Origin of the sequence: Brucella grignonensis, from assembly GCF_002252505.1 — a bacterium.
GTDB classification, from domain to species: domain Bacteria; phylum Pseudomonadota; class Alphaproteobacteria; order Rhizobiales; family Rhizobiaceae; genus Brucella; species Brucella grignonensis.
The window spans coordinates 734,366-750,153 of record NZ_NNRL01000163.1 but is presented as its reverse complement, the minus strand read 5'-3'; the positions used below and the strand labels follow the sequence as shown (position 1 = coordinate 750,153).

The following is a 15,788-nucleotide window of genomic DNA, read 5'->3' as shown; positions in this document are numbered from 1 at the left end:
TACTGCCAGAAACGCTCTATCTATTTGTTTTTACACATCTCTGAACACAAAACCGGTTCCACCTTTGTTGGAAATGCTCTAATCATTCAACATCGGCTGGCGCTTTATTGACCTCACCTTCGAGCGCAGACAGGAACTCGGTAATGAAAGCCGCATTCAGCCCCATGTCCCGCTTTCCGTAGCGAGACAAGGATCGCATATCGACGTAAGTGGTTTCGCCCTCATCAAGCAGACGGATAACCACATCGCTCTTCAGGCCAAGAAAAGGGCTGTGGGCTATCGCAGCAAACCGCGTTGCATTTTGCTCCGGCAAAGGAATATCACGACTAATTTGCGTCCATCCAAAGGCCTTAAGGGTATTCTGTACCCCTTGTGCAACTCGATCTGGAGCCGCCGGATAGCGGCGTCCCATCACATCTGGATAAGCCGACATCTGCCCCAGCATATCCCCGCTAAAATCAACAGACAGTGGGTTCATACGTGGCAAGCGCGGTGGCATTGTCGATGGAAACTGCGGTGGCGTCTCAAAATCAGTTGTCAGATCATAAAGCTGTGGTGAGCTATACCAAAGAGAGCCTACAAAACAGAGCGGCAGCAGAACTGCAAATGCCAGAAAACTACCCAAAAAAGAGCGCGCTCCGCCCTTATCGCCATTGACCCACAAATTACGCAGCCCTTTTGCGGCACACAACAGCGCGACTATCGCAAGAACACCACTGAGTGCAGCAACCAGAACAAAGTCAGGCGTTTCCAGCTTACCGAACCTGTGCAGAATAAGACCCAGCACCGCAAGCACGGCCGCAAATACGCCAAATCGCAAAGCCCAAATGGCTGAGCGAGACTGTCGGCGTTGATAGCGAAGTTTTCTCATGCAGGGTCCCAACTGCGTTTTAGAGTGTTTCCATGCATAACAGAGACAGCTCAGCCGCAAAAGGAAAAGGCAGAGCGCGCACTGTCAATTCATCCAGTTCCAAAGAATGAGCGGGAAAAATAGAGTTAAATCAATATAAAAGCTATTGCAGCAACTTCTAACGAAGGGCATGATCGCGTATATGGGGGCTTTTTTCGGATTCGTCGGAGAGGACGACATGGATCGCACCCTTCATAATGGCCACGCGCCAGCTACATCCAGCACTGCTGAAGCAGATCAGGATGCCATGACGCTGGAAGCAGTCGAGCTTGAATTTGCGCTCGGAGCCATCGACGTTCTGATCGAAGGATTTGACACTGCCCTTGCCAAGGCAGCAGAACGTGTGGGCGGAGAGGTTCTGTTCAATATGCCTGCGCTCGACACCAGTGAAGCACAGCGCATCGGCGCTATTGCCATCGCAGGCCATCCGCAGGATCAGGTTGTTTTCGTCACATTAGGCAATGACGGTACGACGCTTTCCGTTGCGCCGCTGACTGGCGAGAATGCTTTGTTTGAAAGCCTTGGGCGCAATTATGCAGCAGTCATGAAAAGCCTGACACCGAAGGACAAGGCAAACGGCGGGTAAAGCGTGTCTCCCAAAAGTGGAAACCAGTTTTGGGAAAAAGATATGCGCAAAACAAAGAATTAAGTCATTTTCCGGCTTGCGGCTTTGTAAGTGCCCCCGGCGCATCTGCGTGCAGATTATGTGCAGGCACAGGATTAAGCGTCGTGGTCGTCTCAACATCGCGCAGCTTTACAAACTTCATGCCCTTGGCCTGAAGGGCGAGAATGCCTTTGGCGACACCCTCACCCGCCGAACGCGTTGGCTGGTTGATATGCGAAATGATGACGTCACCATCGCGTGCAGCCGAAATGCGCCGTGCAACGACAGGCGCGAGCAGCGATGCACCCTGATCGCCATTCAGTGAGTAACCGCCGATTTTGTAACCCATGCTTTCCGCAAGCTTTACAGCGTCGGTCGAATAACGGGCCGTTGCATCCCGATACCACTTTGGCTTTGAAGCACCCGATTTTGCGATCGCATCGGCACCACCATCAATCTCCGAACGAACGGCATCAAGCGATCCCGCTGTTTTGATATTGTACATGGTCTGCACATTGGTAATGGCTGGCACATGCATATTGCCGTGGTTCTCAATGTCAAAGAGATCAGGATGCGCCTTCATCACCGCGAAGGCTTCCGCATTCTGCTTCAACCAGCGCCCAGTAACAAAAATCGTCGCCGGAATACGATTCTGCACCAGCACATCAAGAATACGATGATCCGTCTTCCCCATACAGGCATCGAGCGTCAGCGCCACTTGTGGCGCAGTGGCCCCACCCTTGGTAATACGCAATTGTGGTTCCACAATGCTGATTTTCTCGTTGTTCTCCGGCTGCGGCGGCGCATCATATGCGCGGGCCACAGTACTGAAACAAACGAGCGCGGCCCCCGCCGCTAACAACTGACGAAACATAGCTGCCCCGATAAATAAAGCTCTGGCGTTAAGACTTACAGTTTACAGCGCCAGAACCAAAGCCGAATTATGGCATTCATTTAGAGCGCTGACCTGATCCAATCAGATCAGCGCTCTAAGATCTTCATTCGACACGCATCTTGTCCGAAAACCGTTTCACACTTTTCGGGATGCGTTGTTGCGTGCTGCGGCTTGGGCTGCCGCCAGACGTGCAATCGGCACACGGAAAGGCGAGCAGGACACGTAATCAAGACCTGTTTGCTCGCAGAAACTGATCGATGCCGGATCGCCGCCATGTTCGCCACAAATCCCCAGCTTAAGCTTGTCACGTGTTTTGCGTCCACGCTCTGCTGCGATCTGGATCAGTTCACCCACACCGTCGAAATCCAGTGAAACGAACGGATCCTGTTCGATCACACCACGGCTTTGATACGTTGAAAGGAAAGGTGCTGCATCGTCACGCGAAATGCCGAAAGTCGTCTGCGTGAGATCGTTGGTGCCAAAAGAGAAGAACTCCGCCGTTTCCGCAATTTCAGCGGCCCGCAAAGCGGCCCGCGGCAACTCGATCATCGTGCCGACCATATAGTCGATCTGAACGCCGGATTCGCCGATCACTTCTTTTGCCACCGCATCGATGCGCGCTTTGACGAAATCAAGTTCAGCCTTGAGGCCAACCAGCGGAACCATGACTTCCGGCACCACCGGTTCGCCAGTCTTTTTCCCTGCTTCAACTGCGGCCTCAAAGATCGCCCGCGCCTGCATTTCCGCAATCTCTGGATAAGACACAGCCAGTCGGCACCCGCGATGCCCCAGCATCGGGTTAAACTCATGCAGACTCTCAGAACGCTCGCGCAGCTTGTCGGCATCAACACCCATAGCGCTTGCCACTTCCGCGACTTCTTCATCCGTGCGAGGCAGGAATTCGTGGAGCGGCGGATCGAGCAAGCGGATCGTGACAGGCAAGCCCTTCATGATCTCAAACAGTTCGACAAAGTCCGAACGCTGCATCGGCAGAAGCTTGGCCAAAGCCGCGCGGCGACCATCCTCCTTGTCGGCAAGGATCATTTCGCGCATCGCGATAATGCGTTCGCCTTCAAAGAACATATGCTCCGTGCGGCACAATCCGATACCTTCCGCACCGAACGAACGAGCAGTGCGGGCATCCGCTGGTGTTTCCGCATTGGCCCGCACCTTCATGCGGCGTGCTTTATCCGCCCATTGCATTAGCTGACCAAAGTCGCCGGAAAGCTCTGGCTGCAACATCGCAACCGCGCCCTTCAGCACCTGACCGCTGCCGCCATCCACGGTGATGATATCGCCTTTTTTGAACGTCTGCCCTGCGGCCAGCATCGTACCGTTGCGATAATCAACACGCAGTGAGCCTGCACCAGAGACACAAGGCTTGCCCATACCGCGCGCAACGACCGCCGCATGGCTGGTCATGCCCCCACGTGTGGTCAGAATGCCTTCGGCCGCGTGCATGCCGTGGATATCTTCCGGGCTCGTTTCAACGCGCACGAGAATAACATTGCGCCCCTCAGACTTGGCCTGTTCCGCATCCTCTGACGAGAACACAATCTCACCTGTCGCAGCCCCTGGCGATGCTGGCAAGCCTTGGCCTATGACAATACGCTCCGCACGAGGATCGATGGTCGGGTGCAAAAGCTGGTCAAGCGCTGCTGGGTCAATGCGCAGCACGGCTTCTTCTTCAGTAATCAGCCCTTCGGCAGCCATTTCAACAGCCATTTTCAACGCTGCTTTGGCCGTACGTTTGCCCGAGCGGGTTTGCAGCATCCAGAGCTTGCCGCGTTCAATCGTGAATTCGAGATCCTGCATGTCGCGATAATGCTGCTCGAGCCGATCCGCGACTTTCAGAAACTCGCCAAATGCTTCCGGCATTACTTTCTCAAGCGATGGTTTGTCGGACCCGGCGGCGATGCGCGCTTCCTCGGTAATGTTCTGCGGCGTGCGAATGCCAGCAACAACGTCTTCGCCCTGCGCATTGACCAGAAACTCGCCATAGAGCTTCTTTTCGCCAGTGGAAGGATTACGGGTGAAGGCAACGCCGGTTGCAGAGGTTTCGCCCATATTGCCGAAAACCATTGCCTGAACATTGACCGCTGTCCCCCACTGCGCAGGGATATTGTGCAGACGGCGATAGGTGATGGCACGCGCATTCATCCAGCTTGAGAAGACTGCGCTGATCGCACCCCAAAGCTGCTCGCGCGGGTCTTGCGGGAAAGGCTCGCCCAATTCTTCCTCAACCTTGGCTTTATACAGCCCGATGACTTCCTTCCAGTCATCGGCGCTCAATGCTGTATCGACTTCGACACCAAGGTCGGCCTTCTTGTCTTCCAGAATTTCTTCAAAGAAGCCGTGATCGACACCCAAAACCACATCTGAATACATCTGGATGAAGCGGCGGTAGCTGTCATAGGCAAAACGCTCGTCATCCGCCTCGCGTGCGATAGCCTGAACGGTCGCATCATTGAGGCCGAGATTGAGCACCGTATCCATCATGCCTGGCATGGAGGCACGCGCACCGGAACGCACCGAAACCAGCAATGGCTTTTCCGTGCCGCCAAATGCCCGTCCGGTCAGCTCAGCAACATGGTTCAGCGCCTTTTGAACTTGTTCGTCGAGTTCATCTGGATAGGAGCGTTCATGGTCGTAATAGGAGGTGCACACTTCAGTCGTGATCGTAAAACCGGGCGGCACTGGCAGACCAAGGCTGCTCATTTCAGCCAGGTTCGCTCCTTTACCACCGAGAAGGTTGCGATCGCTCGCAGCGCCCTCTGCCTTACCATCACCGAATGCGTACACCCACTTCGTCATGCTGGCCTCCCTTGCGCAGGTAACGGTCCGCAATGTCTGTGCTTTTTCCACAGGCCTGCAGAAACTATCTTCGTGCTTATGCGATCAAGTCGTTGTCTGCCAATCAAAAAAGACAAAGCATCGTAATAGAATCGATTAGACCGCGCAGGTTAGTCATGATGCGCAGATTTAATTGCAGAACCAGACAAATAGGGATTGGTTTCTTGCAATGGCCGGCTGCATATTGAGAGATTAGGCTCACGAATCCTATTTGTCGGAGGCCCCATGATTTCAGCCCCAAACTCGCTCACATATCGCCCACCACGCATAGAGGATGCGGAAGAAATATGTGCAATGATCAATATGCCCAAGTTTCGAGCGGGTACATCCCGTTTGCCGTTCACGCGCGTTGAAAACACTCGCCAATGGCTTTCAAACCTCAAAGATCGACACACCGTCATATTGGCCATTCTTGAAGGAAAAATCGTCGGAAGCTGCGATATTTGTCGCGCGGATGGTCGGCGAATACACTCAGGGACAATTGGTATCGGTGTGCATGATGATTATCAGGGCCAAGGCATCGGTACCGGTCTTATGCACCAGATCATTGATGTAGCAGACAACTGGCTTAACCTCCACCGGCTGGATCTGACGGTGTTTGCTGACAACGATCATGCCATTCGGCTTTATCAAAACTTCGGCTTCGAACACGAAGGCGTTTTACGATCCGACGCCTTCAGAGACGGGGAGTTTGTCGATTGCATAATGATGGGACGGCTGCACTTTTAATAATTAAACCAACCTGTTAACTGCAACCCTATATCACTTGACAAATTGGTGAGTCTTCTTCCAATATAAGAACAAATATAGAACATTTGGAGTTGAACATGCGCATCACCGGCAAGCTCGATTATCTTGAAATGCCTGCAGCCAATGGGTCTCTTGACGCCGCAAAAAGTTTTTACGCACGTGCGTTCGGCTGGTCGTTCGTTGATTACGGCCCGACCTATTCTGCATTTGCCGAAGGTTTGGATGGTGGCTTTGACGCTGATCCGCAAGCCATCGCAAAGCCTTTGCCTGTGCTCTATTCGACAAAGATTGAAGAAACGCTGGCATCTGTGACCGAGGCTGGCGGAACAATTGTGAAACCCATTTTTGCCTTTCCCGGTGGCCGTCGTTTTCATTTCATCGATCCTGCGGGCAATGAACTTGCGGTCTGGAGCGACAAGTAGCAACTTTCATGGTCACTGGTTGACAGCAGCGACCATATGGAAATGATGCGGCGTATCTTATTTAGTTCAACATAAAATTCGGTGACATGCGTTTCATCCTTCCAACCGTCCTGCTCTCCCTCGCCGCCACATCAGCATTTGCTCAAACAACTGCGCCTGCGTCCGACAACGCACCGCTTAGCCGGTGCGAAGAATTTCTCAAGGGCATGAGTATTCTCAAGCCCGGCAAGAATTATACGGTCAGAGATATTCCCGATGGCTGCGTTGTTTCGAACGGCGTTTATCAAGCCATGAGCATTATGGGGTGGACAGTTGAAAGAGCCGTTCTGGAAGTTGATCGCCTGCAGGACTATCTTTCTGAAGCCCCTGATTTGAGCAAAACTGCACCGCAGTGGGGGCGCTTAGCGGTGGATGGCGTGCGCATGACGCTGCAAAGCGGCAGTAAAGTATCGGATTACATCACTTCAATTCAGCAATGGCCGATGGATTTCGCAGCTTCTTATCGCTTCAATCCGGAAAGCGGTTATCTGCACATTCAGAACGCAGAAATCAGCAACATAAAGATGGGTAAGGCCTCAGTTTCTGCGGAAATCAACCTGCCCGTCGATTCGTCCGTTGCGAGCCTTACGGTTAATCCAACCGCAACGCTTTCGCATCTGCGCTTACGCCTTGATAATCAGGGACTGTGGGAGAGTATTGCCCTCCCCGTTCTTGCCAATTACGCCGCACTGCCATCTGAAACCGGTGAAAGCGACCCGGAAGTTGACATTGCGCGTCTGCGCGATATTGCAAGCAAAGGCATTGACGCCCTGCCCGACAGCCAGATCGATGCAGATTCCAGAAAAGCGCTGGCTCGTTTTGTTCAGGACATGCCAAATCCTACCGGCTTTTTCACAATGGATGTACATTTCGACAAGCCGTTGCCAATCGGTCTCAAGGACCTGGAGCCGGGCAAACTTGCAGAACACGCGCTGACAGGCGCAAAGATCAGCGTAACCTATAAGGCTCGCTAATTAGACAAAACGCGAAGCGAGGGCATTTCCAGTTTCGATTTAAGTGTTGGAAATGCTCTATCTATCTGTTTTAAGCGCATCTTGCCAAACAAAGCAGTATCAACCGCCATGTCCACATCTCTATCATCACTTGAAACCGCCGCCAAATATCTGTCGCAATCCGACAAGGATCAATTCTTCAAAATCAAGCGTGAAATGGAAGCATCAGGTGCATCCAAAGCAAGCATTGAAGAACGTCTTCATGCATTCATCTGGCAAGTCATTGAAGCTGATGATGAAGACGAAAGCGAAAATGAAGAGTGATATTGTCACTCAGCAATTAGAGTGCCGATCTGATTGGATCAGATCGGCGCTCTGATCATTTGCTTTAACGCGCATCTTTGTCCGAAAACCGTTTCACACTTTTCGGGCTGCGCTCTAGCTTGCTTCGCGCAACTGCTCTGCGGTTTGAAGATCAACCGAGACAAGCTGGCTCACACCCTGCTCACCCATGGTCACGCCGAACAGGCGGTTCATACGGGCCATGGTGATCGGATTATGCGTGATGACAACGAAACGCGTTTCGGTTGAAGCCGCCATTTCATCCATCAGATTGCAGTAGCGCTCGACATTATGATCGTCGAGCGGTGCATCCACTTCGTCCAGCACACAGATCGGCGCCGGGTTGGTCAGGAACACTGCAAAGATCAGTGCCATTGCAGTTAGAGCCTGCTCACCACCCGATAGAAGAGTCATGGTTTGCGGCTTCTTGCCGGGAGGCCGAGCAAGGATTTCCAACCCAGCATCAAGCGGGTCATCGCTTTCAATCAGCTGCAACTCTGCCGTTCCGCCACCAAAAAGATGCGTAAACAAGCGTTGGAACTGGGCATTCACCACGTCGAATGCAGCCAGCAAACGTTCACGGCCCTCACGGTTGAGGCTCTGGATCGCCTGACGCAGTTTCTTGATCGCTTCAATGACGTCTTCGCGCTCAGAGATGATCGCCTCAAGGCGAGCAGAAAGTTCCTGACTTTCCTCTTCCGCGCGCAGGTTGACTGCACCCAACCGTTCGCGCTCAATCCTGAGCCGCTCAAGCTGGCGTTCGAGCTGATCGGGATCGGGCATGCGATCTTCAGGCTTGAGACCCGTATGACGGATGGCATCATGCGGCGCGCAGTTAAGTGCTTCTGCAATGCGCGCTTCCGTATCTTTGCGGCGCTCCTCGGCAGCAGTCAGACGCTCTTCAGCACGTGCGCGTTGCTCACGGCTGGTTGCAAGTTGCTGGATCGCCAGTGTCGCAGCCTTGTCGAGTTCAGCCTGCACCGCCTCCGCCTCGGCCAAAATATCGGCCGCCTGTTTGCGGCGTTCATCGGCCTCCGACAGTTCATTCAAAAGCGCACGGCGACGGCTCTCGATTTCTTCCGGAGCTTCGGCCAGAATTTCTGCTTCATCCGCAGTTTCCGCGCGACGGTCATTCAAGGCCGCAATCTGCTGTTCTGCATTTTGCGCGCGCGACGCCCAGTTGCGCCGTTCCATACCGATCATCGCCAACCGTCTTGCACGGTTGTCGGCTTCGCGACGCTGACCTTCATAGGCAGCGCGGGCTTCCGCAAGCTGCACGCGATCAGCTTGCACTTCCGTAGTCATGGCCGAATGACGTTCGCCGATGGCATCCATATCGGGCATTTCGTTGAGACGGTCTTCGGCCTCAACAACGCGGATCTGCGCTTCCTCAAGGTTTTCCTCAAGACGCGATTTGGCTTCTTCGAGACCAGCACGTTTGGTCGCCAGCTGACCCGCAGCACGTTCAACAGCAGCCAGGGCCTCGCGCGCATCATCAAGCTTGCGCTGATTGGCACGCCAGACATCGCGGGCAACGCGTTCCTGTTCAACCGCTTCGCGAACAGCCATTTCAAAACGCTGCACGGCCTGTTCGGCACTCTTTACGCGGGCGTCAGCACTGATTGCTTCCTGCTCAAGCTCCGCCAGACGGTTCTTTTGCGCAAGTCGCTGAGCAGCTGGTGTCGGCGCATCGGCGCTTGCAGTATAGCCATCCCAGCGCCACAGAGCACCTGCTTTGCTGACCAGTCGCTGTCCGGGACGCAGGGAAGCCTGCAAACACGGACCATCACTGTCCGAAACGACGCCCACCTGCGCGAGCCTGCGGCGCAATTGCTGTGGGCCTTCTACCAGGCGATCAAGCGGAGTTGCGCCTGCTGGCAATTCCGGGTCTCTTTCTGCGGCCGGATTATATGCCCAATAGACTGGTGCGTGATCGTCACTTGCCGCATCAAGGTCTTCACCAAGTGCCGCGCCAAGGGCAATTTCATATCCTTTTTCGACCCGCAATTCCTCAACAACAGGCGGAAACTGGCCCGTCTCACCAGCATTGAGAATACGCGCCAATGTCTGCGCTTCGGTCTCGATCCGATTAAGCTCAGTGCGCGCTTCGCTGAGCGGCTGGCGGCCTGCCGCCTCCTGCTCACGCGCAGCACCCACAAGTTCTTCAGCGGCAGTCACCGCGTCTTCGGATGTTGCCAGTGCGTCAGTTGCAGCTTCAACTGCAATCCGCTTCTCAGCCGGATCAAACAGTCCACCGATCTGCTCAGTGACCGCCGCGATATCGCGCTCAATTGTTTCCATCTGGTTCGCCAGACGGTCACGACGGCTTTGCGTTTCCTGCAAGGCCCGCTCAATCTGCGTGCGTTCAGCCGCAGCTTCCGCTCGTTCCGCTGTTACACGAGCCAGCGCGTTTTCACTATCCTGCAGGCGGATTTCTGATTCCTCAAAAATCGCACGCAATTCCTCATCGCGTTCACCAGATGCTTCGTTGGAAGCAATCAGCTCCTGCTCTTCCTCTTCAAGACGCGTCAGAATATCGGCGTTCTCACGCACCATCTGCTCTTCGCGCGCAATGTCAGCTGTCAGCTGTTCGAGCCGCTTCATAAGTTCGGCACGGCGCACACGAATGCGGCCATCTTCTTCATCGAGCTGTGTACGAGCGATGGAAAGGCGCTGCAAAGCGGCAGCAGCTTTCGCTTCCGCCTCGCGCATTTCCGGCAATTTATGCGCACCAACGGCTTGGTCGCGTGCTGCATTCATCTGCGCCTGCGCCATGTCGCCGACAACCGACGTTGCCTGTGCGAGTGCGCTTTGCGCTTCGCCTTCCTGCGCTTTCGCCTGCGACCAGCGCAGATGAAGCAACGATGCCTCGGCGCGACGAATATCTGCAGACAAAGCCTTGAAGCGATTGGCCTGGCGCGCCTGACGTTTCAGGCTTTCAATCTGGCTGCCAAGTTCTCCTACCACATCTTCGAGACGTTCAAGATTGCCTTCGGCTGCACGAAGGCGCAATTCCGCCTCGTGGCGGCGGGTATGCAGGCCAGAAATACCGGCGGCTTCTTCGAGCAACGCACGTCGCGCCTGTGGCTTAGCCTGAATAAGTTCACCGATACGGCCCTGACCGACCATGGATGGCGAACGAGCACCGGTCGATTGATCGGCGAAGAGCAGCTGCACATCCTTCGCGCGCGCTTCCTTGCCATTGATGCGATAAACCGAGCCCGCTTCACGTTCAATGCGACGCGAAACCTGCAACTCGTCCTGATCATTATAGGCCGCAGGTGCCGTGCGGTCGGAATTGTCGAGGAAGAGTGTCACTTCCGCCGTGTTGCGCGCGGGTCGCGTGGCGGAACCGGAGAAGATCACATCATCCATGCCGGAAGCGCGCATGTTCTTGTATGAGTTTTCACCCATCACCCAGCGCAACGCTTCAACGAGATTGGACTTACCGCAGCCATTCGGCCCGACAACGCCCGTCAGCCCACCTTCAATGACGAACTCCATCGGTTCGACGAAGGACTTGAAACCGACAAGGCGCAGCTTGGAGAAGCGCATCAGCCGGCTCCTCTCTCAGAAACGCAAAAAGCGGACGCAATGAAGCGTCCGCTTTTCTTGCCGAAAGGCGGCTTAGAGCAGCTTGTCAATGATTGCCGACATCTCGTCAACCGAAAGGGCTCCAGCGTATTTCTGTCCGTTGATGAAGAATGTTGGCGTGGCGTTCACGCCAAATTCCGTCGATCCACGTTCCATGGTTGCTCTCACATCATCGAGAACTTGCTGGTTCGTCAAGCAAGCCTTGAACGACTCCTGTGTAAAACCTGCAAGTTTCGCAATTTGAAGCAGTGCAGCTTCACCATCTGCGGCACCAGCCCATTGCTGCTGCTGTTTGAAGAAGACTTCAACCATTGGGAAATAACGGTCTTCAGGTGCGCAACGAGCCAGCATGAAAGCCGCAGTTGCGCGTGGATCGAATGGGAATTCGCGGAAGATCAGCTTCACTTTGCCGGTATCAATGTACTTTTCCTTGATGGTCGGGAAAGTATTGACCGCAAAATCAGCGCAATGCGAACAGGTCAGCGATGCATACTCGACGATCGTAACAGGCGCATCGGCCTTGCCATAAACCATGTCCTTGAGCTTGCCAGGTTCTGCAACCTTTGCAGCATCGACAGTGGCTTCAGCGCTGCGTGACTGTGCGCTCGCATTGCCGGCAAAAGCAAGTCCTGCGGCAGCTGCGCCAGCAAGAGAAATAACATGTCTGCGGTTAAGCGGTGCAGGCATACGAATCATCCAGTCCTGTTTAAATGTTGACGTTTCAGCACAATTTAGGGTGGCGGATCACTAATCACCAGCCCTGTCGTGATCAAATGCAGTTCAGCAACAATCTTGAATCAAATTTAAGGCAGATTGCTCACTTCTTCGTGGATCGCTTTTCGGCAAGAATATTTTTGCCAAGCCGTGCGAGGGCGGCACGCAATGCGTCGTCTTCGATCCCGTCAGTTGCTTTGTCGATCCGGCGTTCTTCGGAGGGCGCCAGGGCTGCCAAACGTTTGGGACGACGCTTGAAATCAAGTGCTGGGGGTTTCTGCTCAATCTTGATGCGACCGATAGCGGAAAAGCCAAGAAAGCCATTTACACGGCTGATGATTTCACCCGTCTCATGCTGTATCTGCAAGGCTGCGAAACCTTCGCATGCAATAATCAAGGTAGCAGGACTGAATGGATCGTCTTCGTGCAGCCGTCTTGGCCATAATATGCGCAAGGGACGAGACGACGCTCCGATTGCTGAGCCAACAATATCCTCCCAGGATTGCAGCAGCGAAAGATTGATACCGGCGCGCTTCTGCAACATCGGGTCCATCAGACGCGACGTCATGTCAGCCAGCGGGCGAAAGCCCCGTTTTGATTTTGGTTCGCTCATCGCGTCCCATTATAGCCCCGAAACCACTCAACAAACAAAGGGATACCTTCATCGAGCGTGGTTTGAGGACTGAAGCCGAGATCGCGGGTTGCAAGTGCTATGTCGGCATAAGTGCGCGGGACATCCGCTGCGGGCATTGGCTCCAGCTTACGGATTGCCTCTTTTCCGCAGGCTTTTTCAATGGCCGCGATGAAGTCGTTGAGCATCACAGGGCAATTATTACCGAGGTTATAGACCGGCGCAGTTTGTTCAGGCTGCTCTATGATACGCTTTACTGCCCCCAATACACCGCTCACAATATCATTGACGAAGGTGAAGTCGCGCTGCATTTCGCCATTATTGAAAACGCGGATCGGCTCGCCCTTAAGGATCGCCGAAGTGAACAGCCATGGCGCCATATCCGGGCGCCCAAACGGGCCATAGACCGTAAAAAAACGTAAGCCGGTCGAGTGCAGGCCGTGAACATGCTTATAGGACACCGCCAGAAGCTCGCCTGAGCGTTTGGTCGCTGCATAGACCGAGACCGGATGGTCTACAGCATCGCTTTCGGAAAACGGGGTCTTCTCATTCGCGCCATAGACCGACGATGAACTGGCATAAACAACCGACGGACGCTTTTCTAACTTAAGTGCCGCCTCAAAAACAGTCACCTGCCCCATAACGTTCGCCGATATGTAGGCCGCCGGATTTTCGATGGAATAACGGACACCGGCCTGGGCTGCGAGATGCACAATAACATCGACATCGCGATCAGCGGCAATCGCCACATTGAAAGCCTCTGCGTCGGAAATATCGGCTTGTGCAAAGCGGAAACCGTTACGTGCATTCAGCTTGGCAAGGCGCGTCTCCTTGAGGTCAACCTGATAATAATCATTGAGATTATCGATACCGATGACCTGCCAGCCTTCATCCAGAAGGCGCGCTGCAGTGTGAAAGCCGATAAAGCCAGCGGCCCCCGTCACGATTGCTTTCATAGATGTCATTTCCTGCAAATGTAGTTTGTAAGACCCGCACGCCGGAGGGCCATAATGCGGCGTGACGCAGCGGTATTCAGAGCTGCAATAAAGAACATCACCGACGAAATCGTCACTTCGTGCAGCAACGGATTATGCAGCATGCCATAGCTCCCGCAAACGACAGCGAAATAAATCAACGCGCGCCGCATAGCCCAACTATCCGAATTCCGCCAAAGATGCACAAAGATCGAAAGAAAGGCCGCAAACATGAAAAACAATCCAATAATGCCGTCATTCAGCAGTTCATCAAGGATCGTATTGTGAACATGTCGGAAACCATTGAGCATGGATGCCTGTTCGCCAGCCTGCGCACGAACGACATCCATTTTTGAATAGGAACCAACACCCGCTATGGGATTATGTTCAATGACTTTTGCAGCATTCTTCCACATGACCTCGCGGATATCGGCGGAAACCTTGTCTTCCCATTGTGAGCTATCGCCGCTGTCATAATACTCGACCATACCCGCAAAACGTTTGGAGATGATATCTCCTACCGGCCCTGCGATCACGAGGGCAGCAAGCGCAGCCACAACTGCAGCATATGCTGCTCCCTGCTGTCGTATGCTGAAGCGTTTCAGGAAAATTATTACTTCGATGGTTGCAAAAACCGGTAGCACAACGATTACAGCTCGCGTTTGCGATGCCAGAACGGCTACGAGCCCTAATATCAGCCATTGAGGGCCATTGGAGAGATAACGAGGTGCCCTAGCAACCGGGATGGCAGCTGAAATAGCTGCAACGCCAGCGACGAACGCGAAGACAGCTTCATTTCCGCCAACGCCTATACGCCCCCCTTGTGTCAGTATAACGTAAATAACAGCGAGTACCGCCATTAAAACGCCGACACGCGAACCCAAGACATAGGCACGTAACGGATTGCGGACCAACAGCATACCCGGGCCGGCAAATGCAAATGCCGCAATTAGAAGCGTGTAACTGATCTGACGATTACCGTTGAAAGGTTCCCCCCTATACAGAATAAGCCCCAAGGACCAAGCTGCATAAAGCAGAATGAATATATAGAATTTCTTCGCAAAAAGACGGACCGCCGTATGACGGGCGAAGCTCAGATAAATACCTACACATGAAAACAGGAAAAGAATAAGCGGGCCTAATCCTAAACGGATCGGCATAGCGGCAGAGGCGACAGCAAGAGCCCAGTGGTCTATGCGCCGACGCACAAGAAATGATCTTTTGAGAAAAGCCACTTACACCTCTTTTAGGCTATTTCGCCTAAGAGCGTATGCGATTCGTCGTATATAGTCAGTCGTCCTGAATAATAGGGTGCCAATTCGCTTATAAATCGGCAGACGCTTTACAGCATAGGCTTCACGGCCTTGAGCGATAGTCGATGCAGTTGCCTTCGATAAAACAACAATAGATTGGTTTAGAGTGAAAATCTCATAATTTCTTGCCCAGCCCCGCTCAAGTTCTACGTCGAACGGCAATGACATAATCCGAATTGCAGACAACAGTTTTTGCGCCCCTTCAAGTGTAACTATGTAAGCAGCAGCGCTCCCAAGCGGCCCATGTAAACAGCGCCCTATCGAAAACTTATCTCCTACTTTCATGAACGGCCTAAAAGCTGCGACGCGATGATTGACCAATTTGATCGCATCCCATCCGTGAAACTCAGTAACTTTAGAGACAAGAGGAAGAAAATTCGGCGTGAACTCGATATCGTCTTCGACGATGACAGCAAAGGGTTCATTTTCCGCAATAATCGTTTCTAATGCGCGGATATGACTGAAATAGCAGCCAATTTCAGCAGGCAGTGCGATTTTTCCATGTTTGCGACGAAAGCCAGCCTCGTCAAAATCCGCCAACTCGTCATCGGCCAGCAATTTACCTTCGACGGCCTCAACACGGCGCACATCAACTGAAAACTCATTGGCACTTGCTCGCAAAGCATCCCATCTGTTCTGAGAGCGTGCGAGATTGATGACATATACCGGGACAGAACTAGCCACGGTTTCTCCTTATTTCACATCCGCTTCCCGCCTCACTGTCGCGAGATTTATCGCATGCGCATAAAAGCACAAGAAGGCGATGCTATGCATTAATTTCTATCAATTCCAAA

General features: G+C 53.4%; 14 protein-coding genes. 5 read left to right on the top strand and 9 right to left on the bottom strand.

Features of this window, described 5'->3' with window-relative positions; translation table 11 throughout:
- Positions 1–82 precede the first annotated feature (82 nt).
- Positions 83–871, bottom strand: a complete 789-nt coding sequence (locus tag CEV33_RS17405) for a DUF1499 domain-containing protein (protein ID WP_094541641.1) — start codon at positions 869–871, stop codon at positions 83–85.
- Positions 872–1,088: 217 nt separating this feature from the next.
- Here CEV33_RS17405 and CEV33_RS17400 point away from each other — a divergent pair, with 217 nt between their 5' ends.
- Positions 1,089–1,496 (top strand): hypothetical protein, encoded by a 408-nt coding sequence (locus CEV33_RS17400; protein ID WP_094541640.1) that lies wholly within the window; start codon positions 1,089–1,091, stop codon positions 1,494–1,496.
- A 64-nt stretch (positions 1,497–1,560) separates the two neighbouring features.
- On the opposite strand, the gene CEV33_RS17395 is transcribed toward CEV33_RS17400, so the two are convergent.
- Together CEV33_RS17395 and ppdK are read right to left on the bottom strand one after the other, a co-directional pair.
- Positions 1,561–2,388 carry a polysaccharide deacetylase family protein gene (locus CEV33_RS17395; protein WP_094541639.1) on the bottom strand — a complete coding sequence of 276 codons (828 nt, stop codon included), beginning with the start codon at positions 2,386–2,388 and terminating at the stop codon, positions 1,561–1,563.
- Positions 2,389–2,544: 156 nt separating this feature from the next.
- A complete protein-coding gene (ppdK, locus tag CEV33_RS17390; RefSeq protein ID WP_094541638.1) occupies positions 2,545–5,223 on the bottom strand; it encodes a pyruvate, phosphate dikinase in 2,679 nt (892 codons plus the stop codon).
- Between the two features lie 264 nt (positions 5,224–5,487).
- On the opposite strand from ppdK, the gene CEV33_RS17385 reads away from it, so the two are divergent.
- The 4 genes from CEV33_RS17385 to CEV33_RS17370 all read left to right on the top strand — a co-directional run bounded on the left by CEV33_RS17385 (position 5,488) and on the right by CEV33_RS17370 (position 7,750).
- Positions 5,488–5,991, top strand: a complete 504-nt coding sequence (locus CEV33_RS17385; protein ID WP_094541637.1) for a GNAT family N-acetyltransferase — start codon at positions 5,488–5,490, stop codon at positions 5,989–5,991.
- 98 nt (positions 5,992–6,089) lie between these two features.
- On the top strand, positions 6,090–6,434 hold the full coding sequence (locus CEV33_RS17380; RefSeq protein ID WP_094541636.1) for a VOC family protein: 345 nt from the start codon (positions 6,090–6,092) through the stop codon (positions 6,432–6,434).
- An 86-nt stretch (positions 6,435–6,520) separates the two neighbouring features.
- A complete protein-coding gene (locus tag CEV33_RS17375) occupies positions 6,521–7,447 on the top strand; it encodes a hypothetical protein (protein WP_094541635.1) in 927 nt (308 codons plus the stop codon).
- Positions 7,448–7,555: 108 nt separating this feature from the next.
- The gene (locus tag CEV33_RS17370) at positions 7,556–7,750 is read left to right on the top strand and encodes a hypothetical protein (RefSeq protein WP_094541634.1); all 195 of its coding nucleotides are present in this window, start codon (positions 7,556–7,558) and stop codon (positions 7,748–7,750) included.
- 114 nt (positions 7,751–7,864) lie between these two features.
- On the opposite strand, the gene smc is transcribed toward CEV33_RS17370, so the two are convergent.
- The 6 genes from smc to CEV33_RS17340 form a co-directional block, all read right to left on the bottom strand.
- The gene (gene smc / locus CEV33_RS17365) at positions 7,865–11,323 is read right to left on the bottom strand and encodes a chromosome segregation protein SMC (RefSeq protein WP_094541633.1); all 3,459 of its coding nucleotides are present in this window, start codon (positions 11,321–11,323) and stop codon (positions 7,865–7,867) included.
- A 72-nt stretch (positions 11,324–11,395) separates the two neighbouring features.
- A complete protein-coding gene (locus CEV33_RS17360; RefSeq protein ID WP_094541767.1) occupies positions 11,396–12,049 on the bottom strand; it encodes a DsbA family protein in 654 nt (217 codons plus the stop codon).
- Between the two features lie 130 nt (positions 12,050–12,179).
- Positions 12,180–12,689 carry a DUF721 domain-containing protein gene (locus CEV33_RS17355; protein WP_094541632.1) on the bottom strand — a complete coding sequence of 170 codons (510 nt, stop codon included), beginning with the start codon at positions 12,687–12,689 and terminating at the stop codon, positions 12,180–12,182.
- On the bottom strand, positions 12,686–13,663 hold the full coding sequence (locus CEV33_RS17350; RefSeq protein WP_094541631.1) for an SDR family NAD(P)-dependent oxidoreductase: 978 nt from the start codon (positions 13,661–13,663) through the stop codon (positions 12,686–12,688). Before CEV33_RS17350 ends, CEV33_RS17355 begins: the two co-directional genes overlap by 4 nt.
- Before the next feature lie 5 nt (positions 13,664–13,668).
- Entirely contained in the window at positions 13,669–14,916 is a 1,248-nt protein-coding gene (locus tag CEV33_RS17345; protein WP_094541630.1) for an O-antigen ligase family protein, read from the bottom strand.
- Entirely contained in the window at positions 14,917–15,678 is a 762-nt protein-coding gene (locus CEV33_RS17340; protein ID WP_094541629.1) for a glycosyltransferase family 25 protein, read from the bottom strand.
- Positions 15,679–15,788: the final 110 nt, after the last annotated feature.

What these genes read in the sequence shown, in the direction of transcription:
- CEV33_RS17405 (WP_094541641.1), bottom strand. Translation starts at nt 871, where the DNA reads ATGAGAAAACTTCGCTATCAACGCCGACAGTCTCGCTCAGCCATTTGG.
- CEV33_RS17400 (WP_094541640.1), top strand. Translation starts at nt 1,089, where the DNA reads ATGGATCGCACCCTTCATAATGGCCACGCGCCAGCTACATCCAGCACT.
- CEV33_RS17395 (WP_094541639.1), bottom strand. Translation starts at nt 2,388, where the DNA reads ATGTTTCGTCAGTTGTTAGCGGCGGGGGCCGCGCTCGTTTGTTTCAGT.
- ppdK (WP_094541638.1), bottom strand. Translation starts at nt 5,223, where the DNA reads ATGACGAAGTGGGTGTACGCATTCGGTGATGGTAAGGCAGAGGGCGCT.
- CEV33_RS17385 (WP_094541637.1), top strand. Translation starts at nt 5,488, where the DNA reads ATGATTTCAGCCCCAAACTCGCTCACATATCGCCCACCACGCATAGAG.
- CEV33_RS17380 (WP_094541636.1), top strand. Translation starts at nt 6,090, where the DNA reads ATGCGCATCACCGGCAAGCTCGATTATCTTGAAATGCCTGCAGCCAAT.
- CEV33_RS17375 (WP_094541635.1), top strand. Translation starts at nt 6,521, where the DNA reads ATGCGTTTCATCCTTCCAACCGTCCTGCTCTCCCTCGCCGCCACATCA.
- CEV33_RS17370 (WP_094541634.1), top strand. Translation starts at nt 7,556, where the DNA reads ATGTCCACATCTCTATCATCACTTGAAACCGCCGCCAAATATCTGTCG.
- smc (WP_094541633.1), bottom strand. Translation starts at nt 11,323, where the DNA reads ATGCGCTTCTCCAAGCTGCGCCTTGTCGGTTTCAAGTCCTTCGTCGAA.
- CEV33_RS17360 (WP_094541767.1), bottom strand. Translation starts at nt 12,049, where the DNA reads ATGCCTGCACCGCTTAACCGCAGACATGTTATTTCTCTTGCTGGCGCA.
- CEV33_RS17355 (WP_094541632.1), bottom strand. Translation starts at nt 12,689, where the DNA reads ATGAGCGAACCAAAATCAAAACGGGGCTTTCGCCCGCTGGCTGACATG.
- CEV33_RS17350 (WP_094541631.1), bottom strand. Translation starts at nt 13,663, where the DNA reads ATGAAAGCAATCGTGACGGGGGCCGCTGGCTTTATCGGCTTTCACACT.